At 66.0% G+C, this 15,395-nt stretch carries 15 protein-coding genes; 5 read left to right on the top strand and 10 right to left on the bottom strand.

The genetic code is table 11. The features are described from left to right. Window positions 1-86: 86 nt before the first annotated feature. From ACLKOZ_RS03675 to ACLKOZ_RS03665, 3 genes are all read right to left on the bottom strand, one after another. A complete protein-coding gene (locus ACLKOZ_RS03675) occupies window positions 87-1,448 on the bottom strand; it encodes an aspartate aminotransferase family protein (RefSeq protein ID WP_436472878.1) in 1,362 nt (453 codons plus the stop codon). 31 nt (window positions 1,449-1,479) lie between these two features. Next, window positions 1,480-2,595: a phosphotransferase gene (locus tag ACLKOZ_RS03670; RefSeq protein WP_436472876.1), complete on the bottom strand. Its 1,116-nt coding sequence runs from the start codon at window positions 2,593-2,595 to the stop codon at window positions 1,480-1,482. 200 nt (window positions 2,596-2,795) lie between these two features. Continuing rightward, window positions 2,796-3,470, bottom strand: coding sequence for a haloacid dehalogenase type II (locus tag ACLKOZ_RS03665; RefSeq protein ID WP_436472874.1), 675 nt, complete (start codon window positions 3,468-3,470; stop codon window positions 2,796-2,798). 373 nt (window positions 3,471-3,843) lie between these two features. Between ACLKOZ_RS03665 and ACLKOZ_RS03660 the strand changes: the two genes are divergently transcribed. Continuing rightward, a complete protein-coding gene (locus ACLKOZ_RS03660) occupies window positions 3,844-4,710 on the top strand; it encodes a pentapeptide repeat-containing protein (RefSeq protein WP_436472872.1) in 867 nt (288 codons plus the stop codon). Here the strand turns inward: ACLKOZ_RS03660 and ACLKOZ_RS03655 are convergent. After that, a complete protein-coding gene (locus ACLKOZ_RS03655) occupies window positions 4,707-5,987 on the bottom strand; it encodes a glycoside hydrolase family 27 protein (protein ID WP_436472870.1) in 1,281 nt (426 codons plus the stop codon). The genes ACLKOZ_RS03660 and ACLKOZ_RS03655 overlap by 4 nt on opposite strands. A gap of 137 nt (window positions 5,988-6,124) precedes the next feature. Between ACLKOZ_RS03655 and ACLKOZ_RS03650 the strand changes: the two genes are divergently transcribed. Then, window positions 6,125-7,381, top strand: a complete 1,257-nt coding sequence (locus ACLKOZ_RS03650) for a D-arabinono-1,4-lactone oxidase (RefSeq protein WP_436472869.1) — start codon at window positions 6,125-6,127, stop codon at window positions 7,379-7,381. An 81-nt stretch (window positions 7,382-7,462) separates the two neighbouring features. On the opposite strand, the gene ACLKOZ_RS03645 is transcribed toward ACLKOZ_RS03650, so the two are convergent. From ACLKOZ_RS03645 to ACLKOZ_RS03635, 3 genes are read right to left on the bottom strand one after another with little or no spacing between them, the layout of a single operon-like run. Then, window positions 7,463-9,232, bottom strand: coding sequence for an acetyl/propionyl/methylcrotonyl-CoA carboxylase subunit alpha (locus ACLKOZ_RS03645; protein ID WP_436472867.1), 1,770 nt, complete (start codon window positions 9,230-9,232; stop codon window positions 7,463-7,465). Next, a complete protein-coding gene (locus tag ACLKOZ_RS03640; RefSeq protein ID WP_436472957.1) occupies window positions 9,232-10,935 on the bottom strand; it encodes a 5-oxoprolinase/urea amidolyase family protein in 1,704 nt (567 codons plus the stop codon). The genes ACLKOZ_RS03645 and ACLKOZ_RS03640 overlap by 1 nt, the downstream gene beginning before the upstream one ends. Before the next feature lie 5 nt (window positions 10,936-10,940). Further along, complete coding sequence (locus tag ACLKOZ_RS03635) at window positions 10,941-11,711, bottom strand: LamB/YcsF family protein (protein WP_436472955.1); 771 nt, start codon at window positions 11,709-11,711, stop codon at window positions 10,941-10,943. A 114-nt stretch (window positions 11,712-11,825) separates the two neighbouring features. On the opposite strand from ACLKOZ_RS03635, the gene ACLKOZ_RS03630 reads away from it, so the two are divergent. Continuing rightward, window positions 11,826-12,161, top strand: a complete 336-nt coding sequence (locus tag ACLKOZ_RS03630) for a hypothetical protein (protein WP_376044832.1) — start codon at window positions 11,826-11,828, stop codon at window positions 12,159-12,161. 70 nt (window positions 12,162-12,231) lie between these two features. Here ACLKOZ_RS03630 and ACLKOZ_RS03625 read toward each other — a convergent pair whose 3' ends face one another. Both ACLKOZ_RS03625 and ACLKOZ_RS03620 read right to left on the bottom strand, forming a co-directional pair. Then, window positions 12,232-12,777, bottom strand: a complete 546-nt coding sequence (locus ACLKOZ_RS03625; protein ID WP_436472865.1) for a MarR family winged helix-turn-helix transcriptional regulator — start codon at window positions 12,775-12,777, stop codon at window positions 12,232-12,234. 162 nt (window positions 12,778-12,939) lie between these two features. After that, a complete protein-coding gene (locus ACLKOZ_RS03620) occupies window positions 12,940-13,704 on the bottom strand; it encodes a LysR family substrate-binding domain-containing protein (protein ID WP_436472863.1) in 765 nt (254 codons plus the stop codon). A 37-nt stretch (window positions 13,705-13,741) separates the two neighbouring features. On the opposite strand from ACLKOZ_RS03620, the gene ACLKOZ_RS03615 reads away from it, so the two are divergent. Further along, window positions 13,742-14,146 carry a DUF5997 family protein gene (locus ACLKOZ_RS03615; RefSeq protein ID WP_337345224.1) on the top strand — a complete coding sequence of 135 codons (405 nt, stop codon included), beginning with the start codon at window positions 13,742-13,744 and terminating at the stop codon, window positions 14,144-14,146. Between the two features lie 104 nt (window positions 14,147-14,250). Here the strand turns inward: ACLKOZ_RS03615 and ACLKOZ_RS03610 are convergent, their stop codons facing one another. After that, window positions 14,251-14,631, bottom strand: a complete 381-nt coding sequence (locus ACLKOZ_RS03610) for a VOC family protein (RefSeq protein ID WP_436472861.1) — start codon at window positions 14,629-14,631, stop codon at window positions 14,251-14,253. A gap of 113 nt (window positions 14,632-14,744) precedes the next feature. On the opposite strand from ACLKOZ_RS03610, the gene ACLKOZ_RS03605 reads away from it, so the two are divergent. Beyond that, window positions 14,745-15,392: a hypothetical protein gene (locus ACLKOZ_RS03605; RefSeq protein ID WP_436472859.1), complete on the top strand. Its 648-nt coding sequence runs from the start codon at window positions 14,745-14,747 to the stop codon at window positions 15,390-15,392. Window positions 15,393-15,395: the final 3 nt, after the last annotated feature.

The following is a 15,395-nucleotide window of genomic DNA, read 5'->3' as shown; positions in this document are numbered from 1 at the left end:
ACGGTGCTTCCCTTCGTGGTTTCCGCTGATGTAATCGGCAGAATGAGTGAGCATGCTTAGCAAGGCTTCCCCGGGGCCTCTTGGTATTAGCGCAGTGTTTTGAAGGCGCGGCCCATTCCTTCGAGCAGGCGGTCGGCGTCGTTGCTGGAGAAGGGCATGGGCGGACGGAGTTTCAGGACGTTGCCCTGGGCACCACAGGCCGAGATGAGGATCCGGTCCTGCCGGAGGGCATTTACGATGCCGGCGGCGGCCTCCCCATCAGGTGAGAGGGTGGACCGGTCTGTGACGAGATCAACGCCGATAAAGAAGCCGCTTCCGCGGACTTCTGCGACCTGGTCCAGGCCCTGTGCGAGGTCCTTCAGTCCTGTGAGGATCTTTCCGCCCACTTTGAGGGCGTTTTCTATGAGTGATTCCTCTCGGATAACGTCCAGGACGGCTTGAGCGGCCGCGATGGCTACGGAATTCCCGCCAAAGGTGTTGAAGTAGCGGATGTTCTTGCCGAACTCCTGTAGTAGTTCGGGCTTGAAGATTGCTGCCGCCACGGGGATGCCGTTGCCCATGGGTTTGCCGATGGTCACGATGTCCGGGACGATTCCGTGGCGTTGGAAGCCCCACCATTCCTCGCCGGTGCGGCCGAAGCCGGGCTGGACTTCATCGGCGACGTACAGGCCGCCGGCGGCGTGAACTTCTTCGATGATGGGACGGAGGAAGCCTGCCGGGCCGGCGAAGATACCGTCGGAGGAGAAAATGCTGTCGGCAATAAAGGCCGCCAGTCCGATGCCGTGCCGGTGAAGGTCGGCGATGGCGGCACGCACCTGGTTCCTCAGGTGATCCTCCAGAGACCCCTGGTCCGATGAGTAGCGCAGGGCGTCCGGGGCATCAATGACCCGCACATTCGCGCCCAAGGGCACGCCGACACCCAAGGAGGGCGAGAATGACGCTACTTCGGCGGTCAGGCCGTGGTACGCGCCGGAGGTGACGATAATGCCCTGGTTGCCGGTGGCGTATTTGGCCACCCGCATAGCGAGATCGTTGGCTTCGGACCCGGTGCAGGTGAACATGACATGGCCCAGCTCGGCCGGGAACGTGGACAGGAGCTGTTCGGAGTAATCAAGGATGGATTCCTGGACGTAGCGGGTGTTGGTGTTCAGCGTCTGCATCTGTTCGTGGACCGCGGCGATAACCCGCGGGTGGGCGTGGCCCACGGAGGGGACGTTGTTGTAAACGTCGAGGTACTCACTCCCGTCCCGGTCAAACAACGTCACGCCCTTGCCGCGAACGACCTCCAGCGGGGTGTCATAGAAAAGCCGGTACCCAGGTCCGAGGCTCTGGTCCCGGCGTCGGATGTTCTTCTGCATCTGATCCGGTAGCTCACCAAGGCGGCCGGGATCAAAGCCATTGACCATGGCCTTGGAAGGCTTACGGATGGTTTGGGGACTAGTGTTCATGATTCTCTCCTGGAAAGCTGGTGAATCTGGTTCAGGGTGCGAAGGGCAGTTGTGGTGGCGGCACAGCGGCGGTGGCGGCCAGCCGGTCCCAGTCCTGCTTGGAGTGGGAGAGCAGATAATCGCGCCGTTGAGGCAATTGACTCGCCCGCCACTGCGTAATCAGGGCCCGCAGGAGGAGGCGGGCCTGCGCTGAGATGATCAGGGCCTCCAACTCCCGAACGGGCAGCGGACGGATCCTCAGATAACCATCCATGACATGCAGTGCGTGCTCCCAAGGGCTGCCCGGGTCTGCTCCCAGCAGGTTGGCCATCATGACGCTGAGGTCGAAGATCACCGGCGTGCGCACGACGTCTCCGAAGTCGATGATCCCGCTCACGTAGTCCGGCCTGTCCGGGTCGATAAGGACGTTGAACGGGCTGAAATCCCCGTGCACAACCTGGGAAGTCAGGGAACCCAGCCGCGGGACCACTGTCTCGTCGAACTGATCGAAAATTCCTTCAGCAAGGGAGCGTTTCTGCTTCTCCTCGACATAGGCAAGCAGCGGCCGCATCCGGTGAAAGTGCTTGAGGTCCCAGAGGAGCAAACGGTCGGCACGCGGATGATCGAAGTCCCGCAAGGCAAGGCCCAGACGAGCAAGGCTTGAGCCCACCAACTGCAGCTGCCCGGCCGACGCCTCCTGACTGGCCAGCAAGTCTCCGGGCATGAAGCGCATCACCCGAAGTACCCGATTAAGAGGTCCTCCTGATGGCGGGAGGAGGACTTGCGGCTCCCCGCCAAGGCTCCTAACAAGGCGTTGGACTGGAAGTTCAGGGACGGTCAGCTCCAAATACTCCATGCACGCCGTCTGCAGCTGGACAATCACCGGATCCTCATCCGATGGTGACACCTTCACCAGATACGTTTCTTCGCGATCCCGGAGCCGGAAAGTCTCGTCCTTCTCGGTGGGAATCCGGGCAAGCGTCCCCTTCAGACCGTAGGACTGTTCAAGGAGCTCCAAGACAGTCGAGTCAGCGAGCTGGGACTGCCCTGCAAGGAGTCCACTCTCCGATGCGACGGCAGCAATAAAAGCAGAGTCGCTATTGACGCCCGCCCCGTTTGCCCCGGCGAGGCCGGTGTGAAGTGCGCTGGGATCAACAGAAGGATTCATCTCACGCTTTCAATAGTCGAAGGAAAAATCCAGAAGGCCTTCACAGCTGAGGATCTCGTGCCCGGCGGCAGTGCCGATAGAGAGTGCGCCGCAGCGGGTCAGGACGGAACAGGCGGGTGTCCCCGCCCACGGCGGGACGGCCGTGGGCGGCACACGCCCGGCTTCGAACCCGGTGACGGAGTCGGACAGGCTGGACCGGTTCAGAGACCGAGCTTCCTGTTGATCTCGTCCAGGGACTTAACAGTTGTGTAGTCATAGCCCACGGTGATGGGGTCATAACCACGGTCCAGCACAACGAGGTTCCGGAAGCCCATGTCGTGCATCGGGTGCATGTCATACCGCGTGTGTGAGGCGACGTGCAGGAAGTCCTCCGGCTTGGCATTGAGGGTGTCCAGCATGTATTCGAAGGCCTGGTAGCGCGGCTTGTAGGCCTGGGCCTGCTCGGCGGTGAACACGGCGTGGAAGTCGGCCCCGAGCTTGGGAATGCTGATGTCCAGGAAGCTGGTGTCCGCGTTGGACAGCGCCACCAGCTGGTAGTTATCGCCCATGAGCTTCAGCGGAGCCGGCACGTCCTCGTGCGCAACCCAGCCGCGTACTGCTTCTGCGAATTCCGCACCGGCACCAGGGGTCGGCCCAATGCCCCAGCGCTTGCACACGCGGTCAAAGGAATCCTGAAGGATCGCCTCGTAAGGCTTGTAATCGCCAAGGACCTCGTCGAACCGGTATCCACGGAACTGCTTCTTGAAGGTTGGCCACTGCTCTTCAGAGATGCGGCCATCAAGCAGGCGGCGGGTGGTGGGATCAATGTCGAAGTTGATGAGGGTGCCGTAGACATCAAAGGAGATGTACTTCGGCCGGAAGGTGTTTGAAGCCATGATAGGTCCCTTCATTGGGGCGTCAGGAGAGGGCCTCGGTCGTGGCAGCCAGCGGCACCGTAGACCGAGCTGAATGTTTTTGATTCACAATGAATCTAAATCTTCGGCCTGTCGATTGTCAACGATTTTCCCGAGATTTTTCTCCCGACCAGGACACTGGCCAAGCTGCCGAGGAAGTGGGCGGCCCGGCGTCACTGGAGTAGTCTGGACCGCAGTGATTCTTCATATGTCTCTGTGACCCAGAGTTCCCGCAGCTTCCCGCAACTCCCGCGGCCTTCCCGTCCAGGAGTGCTGATTCCGCGCGCCCGCAAGGGGAACTCATCACGAGTTCCCCTTCTCCCCGCACACACCGGAACCAACTTTGGGAGAACCCATGAACATCACTTCACAACGCCCGTCCAACATCCCCGCCCCGGAACGGGACAGCCTCCGCCCGGACTGCAGCAACTGCTTCGCGCTGTGCTGCACCGCCTTCGGCTTTGCGCGGTCCGCGGATTTCGCCATCGACAAGCCCGCCGCCACCCCCTGCCCGAACCTGGACCAGGATTTTTCCTGCACCATCCATGACCGGCTGCGGCCGCGGGGATTCCGTGGCTGCACGGTTTTTGACTGCTTTGGGGCTGGCCAAGCGGTGTCCCAACAGCTGTTCGCGGGCATCAGTTGGCGCGACGCCCCGGACTCGCGGCCAGACATGTTCGCGGCGTTTAGGGTCGTGCGGCAGTTGCACGAAATGCTCTGGCACCTGGCCGAAGCACAGGAAAGAACGTTCGACGCCGACACGGCCGGGGCGGCGCATGGGCTCCGGACGGCCATCGCGGACCTGGCCCGCGGTCCGCTGGCGGCGCTGCTCGCGTGTGACCTCGAGGGCCTCCATTCAGCCGTCAGGACAATGCTCGTGGAGGTCAGCGAGGAAGTCCGCGCTGGCTACTTCGCCGGCGGTACGGACCAGTTGGACTCCGCCCTGAAACCCGGGGCCGACCTGGCGGGAGCGAACCTGCGAACCCGGAAGCTGTGTGGCGCGGACCTTCGGGGAGCGTGCCTGATAGCAGCAGACCTTCGCACAAGCGACCTGGCCGGCGTGGACCTGCTGGGCGCGGATCTCCGGGATGCAAGGCTCGACGGCGCCGACCTCAGCGCTGCGCTTTTCCTCACCCAACCCCAGCTCAATTCGGCCCGGGGCAGCAGAACCACCCTGCTTCCGCGGGGACTGTCTGCGCCGCCGCACTGGCAGCAGGACTAACCGGGGAAGCGGTACAGCTGCGCACCGTGGGCGGGCAGCTTCACCTCAAGAGCGGGCAGGCCGCCCTGAAAGCCAAGGGCGGCCTCGTCCCCGCTCCATGCTTCACGTGCCCGGCCTCCGGACAAGGCACCCACGCCCAGGTCGCCCACGGGAATCATCCGGACCAGGTCCGCCGTCCCGGTGTTGAACACCGCGACAAACCGGTCCTCCGACGTCGTGCTTTCCGCTGCCCAAAGCACCAGGTCACCGTCGCGGAGCAACTCACGGTTGTTGCGGCTCGCGTTGAGGACGTCGAGCAGATCGGTATTGGTCAGGAGGGCCAGCGTTTCGGGCGGCGACGACGGCAGGTCGCAGCCAAGCATCAGCGGCGAACGCGATACGCACCAGAGCGTCAACATAGTCCGCTGCTCATCCATGGTCAGGCGGCTGAGCCGTGCCGTGCCGCGTTCGGCCCGCAGGGCGATCCGTCCCACAGGCAGCATGTCGGCATCCGCCCACGCACCTGCGCGCTGGTGCGGCGCCCAGCGGGCCATCCGCGCGAACTGCGCTTCGACGTCCTCCCAGACATCCCACAGGTCATCGGACACCCGCCACATCTGGGCGTTGCCGCGAAGATGCTCCAGGTGGGCCAGGGACAGCGCCCGGCCAGGTGACAGGCTGAGCAGCATGTCCCGGCCGCAGCGTGAAATGGCGCGCTGGTAGGCGGCGATCTCCGCGGCGAAGTACGGCCCCAGCATGTCGTCGGCCTTGACGAAGTCAACGCCCCATTCGGCGAACAGCCGCAGCTGGGAGTCGTAGTAGGCCTGCGCTCCGGGATGATCATGGTTGAGGCCAAAATTATCGGTGTTCCACTCGCACGTGGAGGACGTGTCTGCGATCTGGTCCGCCGTGGCATTGGTGCCTTCAACGGGCAGCCTGTCCCGGACGGCTTGGCGGGGGATGCCACGCATGATGTGCAGCCCGAACTTCAAGCCCATCCCGTGAATGCGCTCCGCGAGCGGCTCAAAGCCCCGGCCGCCCGCCGCAGACGGGAACCGGTTGACGGCGGGCAACTGGCGGCCGAAGCCGTCCAACTCCAGCGCGGCTCCGTCGTTGTAGCCGCCGGCACGGGCCGCAGATTCATACCACTGGATGTCCACCACCACGGTGTCCCAGCCGTACGGCAGAAGATGCTCGGCCATGAAGGCAGCGTTCGCCACGACCTCCTCTTCCGTCACGGTGGTGCCGTAGCAGTCCCAGCTGTTCCAGCCCATCGGAGGTGTCTGCGCGAGTGTCATCGGGCCAATTTACAACGATATAAACTGAAGCACCAGCACTCCGCGCTGGCCAGATTCTGAGAAACTTTACGAAATCCTTGACAACTTTCGTGAGCAAAGTAGCGTGGAAGCCATACCATCCACCGGAAAGCGATCCAATGAAGAACTGGGCAGGAAACCTCGAATACTCCTCCGCTGACGTCCAACGACCGGCCTCAGTGGCCGGGCTCGCCGAGGTGGTGGCCGGCGCCAGCCGGGTAAAAGCACTCGGATCGCGGCACTCGTTCAACCGCGTAGGCGATACCGACGGCGTGCACGTCCTCCTGGACGCCCTGCCGCAGGAAATCGAGCTGGACTCGGAGCGGCAGACCGTCCGGGTCAGCGGCGGTATCAGCTACGGAGCCCTGTGCCGCACGCTGGAAAAGTCCGGCGTCGCGATCCACAACCTCGCCTCCCTGCCACATATCTCGGTGGCCGGCGCCATCCAGACCGGGACGCACGGCTCGGGCGTAGAGAACCCCTCCCTGGCCGGCGGCGTCGAACGCATCGACCTGGTCCGCGCCTCCGGCGAGCAGGTGTCCCTGTCCCGCGAGGACGGGGACGAGTTCCTGGGCAGCGTGGTGGGCCTCGGTGCCCTGGGCATCGTCACCGGCCTGGAACTGTCCGTGCGGCCGAGCTTTCAGATGCGGCAGCGGGTCCTGGAAAACCTGCCGTGGGACCGGGCCCTGGCAGACTTCCCGGCCTTGGTCTCCAGCGCCTACAGCGTCAGCCTCTTCACCGATTACGCCGGCGACGCCATCAGCCAGGTGTGGCTCAAGGCCCTCCACTCCCAGCCGGTCCTGACCGAACTCTTCGGCGCCACCCCGGCCGTGGAAGCCCGGCACCCCCTGCCCGGAATGTCCGGCGAAAACTGCACGGTGCAGCTGGACGAACCCGGCCCATGGCTGGACCGGTTGCCGCATTTCCGCCACGAATTCACGCCCAGCAACGGCGAGGAACTCCAAAGCGAATACATCCTGCCCCTGGAGCACGGACCGGCCGCCATCCAGGCCATCCGCAGCCTCGCGGCCAAGCTGGCGCCGCTGCTGTTCGTCTCCGAAATCCGCACCGGGGCCGCGGACGAGTTCTGGCTCAGCCCGTTCTACCGGCAGCAGAGCGTGGCCCTGCACTTCACGTGGAAGCCGCTGCAGTCCGAGGTGGAGGCTGTCCTTCCCGAGTTGGAGGAACTCCTCCGCCCGTTCGGGGCCCGGCCGCACTGGGGAAAGCTGTTTACGCCAGCCGGCCACGACTGGGAAGCGCTGTACCCGAAGTTCGCCGATTTCCGCGCCCTGGCAGCCCGGCACGATCCCGAAGGCAAGTTCCGCAACGGATTGCTGGACAGCATCCTGGGAGCTCCGGCGGCCAGCCTGCGCTGACCCCTGTCCATCGGAGTTTTGATCAGCTACCGGGACTTCCGGGGCCGCCAACCCGCCGTACCTGGACAAAACCTCCAGCTGCTAACTGATCAGCGCCAGCACGGCTCCGGCCATAACAACCCCGCCGGACTTGGCCCTGACGTCGGTGACCTTACCGTCACGGTGCGCGGCGACCTGGGTTTCCATCTTCATGGCCTCAAGCACCACCACGGGATCCCCCGCAGCAACCTCGGCTCCAGGCTCCACGAGCCACTTCACCACCGTGCCGGACATGCCCGCGCGGAGCTCACCCGGATCCCCAGAGGTGGCGGCAGCACCGCCGTCGGCCGCCGTCGGCGAGGAGGCAACAGAAACCCCGTCGGGCACAGCCCCGCCGGACCGCGCCCAGCCATCCAGCAGGACCGCGGGAAGGCCGACGGCGAGGCGCCGGCCGTCGACGTCGACGGTAATGGTGCGCCGCTCACCATCCGGAACGGACGTGCCGAACTCCGGATCCGCCGCGATCGAATCGGCGAAGTCCGTCTCGATCCACCGGGTGTGGATGCCGAGGGCGGTTTCGGAGGTGAAGTCCGGAGCCTGGACAACCGCGCGGTGGAACGGCAGGACGGTGGCAACGCCCGTGATCTGCATTTCTGCGAGAGCGCGGCGGGCCCGGCGGAGCGCCTGCTGGCGGTCGGCGCCGGTGACGATCAGCTTGGCCAGCAGGGAATCGAACTGTGGCGCCACGATGGAGCCGGAACGGACTCCGGAGTCGAGCCGGATGCCCGGACCGGTGGGACCGCTGAAGCTGGTGATCGTCCCGGGTGACGGGAGGAAGCCCCGGCCCACGTCCTCGGCGTTGAGCCGGAATTCGAAGGAGTGGCCGCGCGGTGCGGGATCGGAAGTGAAACGCAGCGGCTCGCCGGCGGCGATGCGGAGCTGCTCCTGGACGAGGTCGATTCCCGTGGTCTCCTCGGTGATGGGGTGCTCCACCTGCAGGCGGGTGTTCACCTCAAGGAAGGCGACGGTACCGTCTGCGGCAACCAGGAATTCCACCGTTCCGGCCCCTGAGTAGGAGGCTTCGCGGCAGACTGCCTTGGCGGCGTCGTAAATTTGCCGGGTCTGAGCTTCGGTCAGGAACGGCGCGGGCGCCTCTTCAACGAGTTTCTGGTGCCGGCGCTGAAGCGAGCAGTCGCGGGTTCCCACCACCACCACGTTGCCGTGCTGGTCCGCCAGCACCTGCGCTTCCACGTGCCGGGGCCGGTCCAGGTACCGCTCCACAAAGCACTCGCCGCGGCCGAAGGCCACCACAGCTTCGCGGACTGCCGAGTCGAAGGATTCCTCGATCTGGTCCAGTTCCCGGACCACTTTCAGCCCGCGCCCGCCACCCCCAAAGGCCGCCTTGATGGCGATGGGCAGGCCGTGCTGTTCGGCGAACTCGCGTGCCTCGGCGGCCGTGGCCACCGGCCCGTCGCTGCCGGCCACCAGCGGAGCCCCCGCCCGGACAGCGATCTCACGCGCGGTGATCTTGTTGCCAAGCTGCCGGATGGCCTCCGGCGTGGGGCCGATCCAAGTCAGGCCCGCGTCCAGGACGGCCTGGGCAAAGCCGGCGTTCTCGGACAGGAAGCCGTAGCCGGGATGGATGGCGTCAGCACCGGAAGCCGCGGCTGCCTGTAACAGTTTGGGGATGTCCAGGTAGGTTTCCGACGGCGCGTTGCCGCCCAGGCTGTAGGCCTCGGTGGCGGCGCCAACGTGCATGGCGTCGGCGTCCACGTCCGCGTACACCGCTACGGATTCCAGGCCTGCGTCCTCGCAGGCGCGGGCAATTCGGACGGCGATTTCTCCGCGGTTGGCGATCAGGACCTTGCGCATCAGTTGCTCACTTTTGTCTGGGAAGTTTTGGGAGAGGAAAAGCTGGCGGGCAGCCCGTAGCCGGGAGCCCAGCGAAAGCGGATGGAGCCGCCGATCGGCACCTGGGCGGCCAGGTCAAGCTGGTGGTCCACCACCACGCCGATCACCGGGTAGCCGCCCGTGATGGGGTGGTCGGCCAGGAAAAGCACGGGCTGGCCTTCGGGCGGGATCTGGAGCGCGCCGGCCATGGTTCCTTCGCTGGGCAGTTCACCATCCCGGCTCCGGTTCAGCGGCTGGCCGTCCAGGCGCATGCCCACCCGGTTGGAGCGGGGCGTTACGGCCCAGTCCTGGCTGCAGAGCGATTCCAGCGCGGCGTCGTCGAACCAGTCATCGCGCGGGCCGGGGACGATGTCCAGGACTGTGACGCCGGTATCCGGGAAATCAGGCTGCAGTTCGGGGTTGCCCACCACGTTGGAGGATGTGGCAGCGCCCGCGCCCAGCAGCTGCCCGGCGGCCAGCGGCGCAGGCCCGATCCCGGACATGGTGTCCGTGGACCGGCTTCCGAGCACGGCGTCGGCCAGCGCCCCGCCGCGGATAGCGAGGTAGGTGCGGAAGCCGCGCTCCGGCGCCCCGATGGTCAGGATCTCGCCGTCCAGCAGGGCAAATGCCGTGGCCATGGGCACGGTGCGAACCTGCTCCGGTTGATCATCTTGCGGTGCGGCTTCGCCAGAAGCGGACGACGGCGTCACAACAGTCAGTACCGACGGCGCACCGGTGACTGCCAGGACCTGGTCCCCCACCGCCTGCACGCGCAGCCCGCCCGCAACGGATTCGACGACGGCGGCCGACGGCTGGTTGCCCACGATCCGGTTGGCGCGGCGCAGGGAAGAGCGGTCCAGGGCTCCGGCGGAGGACACGCCCAGGCCGGCGTGGCCGGGACGGCCAAGGTCCTGGATGAGGCTTTGGAGTCCCGGTGACAGGATCCGCAGGCCGGACTGGGTTCCAGTGGCGTTCGTGGTGGCGTTTTCGCGGCGAGCGGCGTCGGAAGCAGTTGACTGAGGGGCAACCTCAACGAGCTCCCGCACCGCCCGGAACTGCACGCGGTCGCCTGGCGCGGCCAAGGCCGGCTGCTCGCGGCTGAGGTCCCACATGTGCGCCGCGGTCCGGCCGATTAGTTGCCAGCCACCCGGGGACTTCCGCGGGTATACGGCGGAGTAGTTGCCCGCCAGGGCCACCGAGCCTGCCGGGACGGCGGTCCGGGGCGAACTCCGGCGTGGAACTTCAAGGACCTGGTTCTCCCCCACCATGTAGCCAAAGCCCGGGGCGAAGCCACCAAAGGCCACGGTCCAGATCTGTCCGGTGTGGGCGGCGATGACGCCGTGGGCGCTGATGCCGGTGAGCCGCGCTACTTCGGCGAGGTCCTCGCCGTCGTACACGGTATCGATCTGCACCAGCTTGCCTTCGGCGTGGGATTGGACCGTCAGGTCCATGCCCAGCAGCAGGCTGCCCATTCGGCGTGCGGCCGCGGGCGAGTCCGCCTTGACCATCACGGTTTCGGCGGCGGCCAGGACATCCACCTGGCCGGGCAGCGGCTCTTCCAGGAGCAGTGCCTGCAGGGCCAGCACGTCATGGAGCCCGGAGAGTTCGGCGAGAACCGCCGTCGTGCCTACCGGCCGGACGGCGAGGACACGGGCTGCCGCGCTGGTTTTGCTGACTGTTTCCATCGGAATCACGCGGCCGCTCCGGCGAAGGCCGAGATCGTGACACCGGCGGCGGCAAGCGCGTCTTTGACCGCGATGGCCATCTCCACGGCGCCGGGGGAGTCGCCGTGGACGCAGATGCTTTCGGCGTGGATCTTCAGGACGGACCCGTCGACGGTGCGGACGGATGATTCGGTGGCCATCCGGAGCACGTGCTCGGCCACCTGCGCTGGGTCCTCCAGCACGGCGCCGGGCAGGGTGCGGGAAACCAGGGTGCCGTCGGGGTTGTAGGCCCGGTCCGCGAAAGCTTCAGTGACCGGCCGCAGCCCGGCCGCTTCGGCGAGCCGGAGCACCTCGGAGCCCGGAAGGCCAAGAATGGGAAGTCCCGGGTCCACGGACTTCACGGCGTCCACCACGGCCTGCGCCTGGGCGGTGTGATGGACGATGGCGTTGTACAGGCCGCCGTGGGGCTTGACGTACCGGACCTGGGCGCCTTCCGCAGCGGCCAGCGCCTGCAGCGCGCCGAGCTGGTAGACGACGTCGTCCGCCAGTTCGCCGGGGCTGATGTCCAGGAAGCGGCGGCCGAAGCCAGCAAGGTCCCGGTAGCCCACATGCGCGCCGATGACCACGTTCGCGGCCGCGGCCTTGCGGCACGTTGCCCTGATCACACTGGGATCGCCGGCATGGAAGCCGCACGCCACGTTCGCGCTGCTGACGGAGCGGAACATGGCCGAGTCATCGCCGAGCGTCCAGCGTCCGAACGATTCACCTACGTCACTGTTCAGGTCGATGCTTACCATTGTGATCCTCATCTCATGGGTGTGCTCTACCAAGAATGCCCTAAATCCTCGGATTGTTCAACAATCCAACGATATTGAATCGGACGAATTTTCCTGGGCCGCTAGGCTGGAGGAATGAAACGCTGCCTTGCCGCCCTGTCCGCCGTCCCCCTGATGCTTGTCCTCGCCGGCTGCGGATCGGTGCAGGAGGCCGCCGAAACAGCCGCCAGCGACGCCGCCTCGAAGGTGGCCACCGCCGCGGCGGATGAGGTCACCAGGCAAATCTGCGCGGTGATCCAGGATGGCCTGGTCAGCGTGGAGGACAAGGCAGTACTTGGCGGGCTGGTGGCCGCCGCCGAAACAGCCGGCGTCCCCTCAGACATCACAACCCCGCTGGGCCAGATCGCCGAAGCCGGAGACCAAGTTCCGGCTGAGTCGGTTACAGCATTGAAGGAAGCCTGCCCGGCCTAGCTGCAGGTCCCCCATCCGCCGAACCGGCCGCGCTCATGGGCGGGGCCGCTCCCGGGCGGCTCAGCACAGCTCACCCGCGCCGATGCTCGACCTTCGGACTGTCCACCCCATGGAGCTTGGCGGCATGGTCTCCCGCGCTGCGGGGATGCCGCTCTTCCGGCTCAGGGAACCGCACGACGGCGGAATCCGGGTCCGGACTCGGCAGCGAACCTACCAGCTTGGCAAGTTCCTCCCGGAGGACTTTCCACCCGATGGCCGGGTCCTGGGGATAAGCGCGGATCTCCGCCTGCGCTGCCGCAGCCAGGGCTGCCGCGCCAACTTCGGTGAGTTCAACCTTGAATTGCCTGCGGTCAACGGTCTGCCGCGTCCGCGTGATGTGGCCCGTCCCCTCCAGCCGGAGCAGGACCCGGCCCAAGGTCTGGCTCTGCACGTGTACCGCGGCTGCCAACTGTTCCTGGTTGAGCGGCCCAGCCGAAAGACCCTCGAGTGCGATGACGGCGGCGCGGGTCAGGCCCAGCGGCGCAAGGGCATCGTCCTGCCGCCGCTGGACCATTCGCGCGGCCAGTGTCAGCAGGCGGTAGCTGTTCCGGGCATCTGGATCAAGATTGCTGCTCATCGACCGCGGCCTCCTGTGGATGGCGGATTGGGCGTGGTGGCACCTCTTCTGGTGCACCGCTTCCGCCTCCACAATAAGCATGCTTACCATATGAATTGCAAGTATGCTTATTATTCTCCCTTGGCCGGTGGCCGATTATGCGCTGGTTGGGGCTCTGGAACTCTAGCGCTTGCCCTTTTTCCGGGAGCCCTTGCCCCGGCCCTTGTCCGGATTCGGGGCATACCTCTGCGCCACCTTGGGCTTCTTGACCGCAGGTCCCCGCCGGTCCGGCTTCGGTTCCCGCTTAGGCTTTTCCTGCTGGGCTGAAGGCTGCCGCGAACTCTGCGCCGTCCGGCCACGGACAATCCCTATGAACTCTTCAATGATCTCGTCCGTGGATTCGCTGGGCCAGGCCACGGCGATCTCCGTGGCAGGCGCACCAGTCAGGCGCCGGGCAACGGTGTCCTTGACGTTGAAGTGGCGCGCCACGGACATTGGCAGAATGACCAGGCCCGCCCCGGAGGCCACCACCTGCATGGCCATTTCCGCTCCGCCGAGTTCGGCCACGTCCAGGAACGTCTCTTCGGCCAGGTCCGCCAGCGCCACTTCCTCAAACACCGAGATCTCGTGTCCCTTGGGGGCGACCACTACGGGCTGCTCCTCATACAGGAGAATCACACTGAGGCCTTCGCGGTCCACGGGGAGCCGGACGAAGCTGAGGTCCGCGGAACCGTCACGCAGCACTTCCAGCTGCGCGCCGTCGTCGGACATAAAAGACTGCAGCGGTATATCCAGCACACGCTCTTCCCAGCGGCGGATCCACTTGCCCGGCGTCACGCCGGCCACGTAGGCGAAGCGCAGTACCCGAGGCGCCTCTTCCTCCGGCGAGTCAGCGGGGCTGTTATCGGAGGGCGCGGCGTTCTGCGGGGATTCATTGTCAGCGGGCACGTCTTCACAGTACCGCCCGCCCGGATACCCTTGAAGCATGACCTCTGCAAACTCCCAGTCCATGAAGCCGGCCACCGTTGCCAAGAAGCTTGGCATCTACCTGCCCGCAACACCGCAGGAGTTCCAGGATTCGACCATCACCCGCGCCGATTTCGCCGAGCTCCAGGCCAACCCGCCGGAGTGGCTCGCCGAACTCCGGCGCAACGGGCCGCACCCGCGCCCCGTGGTGGCCCAGAAGCTGAACGTTTCCATCAGCGGCCTGGCCCGCGGCGGTGTGGAGGAAGCGCTGACGACGGCGGAAATCACCGCGCTGCTTCAGGCGCCCCCGGCGTGGCTGGTCACCGAGCGCGCCACGCACGCCGCCGTCCGCGCCGAAGCCCAGCGGGTCAAGGACGAGGCAGCCAAGAAGGACGCCAAAAAGGCACGCGCCAAGGCCGAGTAGTCCGTTTCGCCCCGCGAATCCGAGGCTTGTTCGCGGATCCGGACCTTCGTGGTTCGGATCTGCGAACAAGCCTCTGTTGTGTCCGGGGGCGGGCTAGGCAGGCGTCAGTCCTGGTGCAGCTGCACGAAGTTTCCGCAGCCGTCGTCGAACACTGCGCTGATGCCGGAGGGGTCCTCGGACGGTTGACCTTGGAAGGTGACGCCGGCGGCGACCAGTCGGTTGTACTCCGCCTGCACATCGGGGACGCCCATGACGATGGCCGGGAGCCCGGCGTCGTGCACGGCGTTCATGTAGTCCGCCCCGATGGGGTTGTCACTGGGCTCCAGCAGGAGTCCCACCGACCCGGCGCCGGAGCCTGGGTCCTTGATGATGAACAGGTTGTGTTCGGGCATGGCCATCAGGGTCTCGAAACCCAGGGTTTCCGTGTAGAACGTGTGGGCGGCGGCGGGGTCCTTGACGTGGATGCTGCACATTTTGAGTCGCATGGTCATACGCTACGCGGTGGCGCCGCCGCTGAGTAGGTTCGATCCGGGAGCTCCGCCAGCCCGCAGCACTGCCCGCGCTCTACCCATTGACCCGGCTGCCCGCAGGGGTTGCAATGGAAGAAGGATCCCGGAGTCCTGGGCCGGGCCTGACGCTGGGAGGTGCCGCGGTGCCCGCCTTATTAGAATCCGTCCTTTCGGGAACCTGGCAGCTGTTGTTCTGGGGAGCTGTGCTGGCGTGCGCGGTGGCGGCGACGGTTTTTGCCGTGCGCCTTCACTCTGCGCCGGAGCCGGCCGGCCGCGCCTCCGACACTTTGTTCTGGGACGTATTTATGGGCTCGGCAGTGGCGGTCCCCGCGATCCTCATTCCCACACTGGCCTCGCCGTGGGCAGGGGTTGTGCTGGCCGCTGTGGGCGGAGCAACGGGGGTGGCGGCCTACCGGAGCCATCCTCGAATCATGGCGTGGCAGACTACTCGGCGCCAGCGCCGGCAGGAGCAGCCGCTTTATACGGCAGCGCAGGCTGAACACAGCACGCTGCTGGCACGGTGGAGCCGGTATGAGCTGGATCCGGCCTATTGCATCGATTACCCGGCCATGACCGACGTCCGGCAGCCCGAAACCGCGGCAGTGATTAGGGCAATGCGAGAAGCCGAGCAGCTACGGGCCGTCCCGCATCAGGGGTATGCCCCCGCCGTCGCGCGCCTTCGCCTGGCCTTGACCGAGGCCGAAAAAGCGGCGGGAATTCCGGCGCCCGCTGAATGATTG

The sequence above is a fragment of the Arthrobacter sp. R4 genome (assembly GCF_051365025.1).
Classification (GTDB): domain Bacteria; phylum Actinomycetota; class Actinomycetes; order Actinomycetales; family Micrococcaceae; genus Arthrobacter.
The sequence above is the reverse complement of the archived record's forward strand: the minus strand, read 5'-3'. Positions and strand labels throughout refer to the sequence as shown.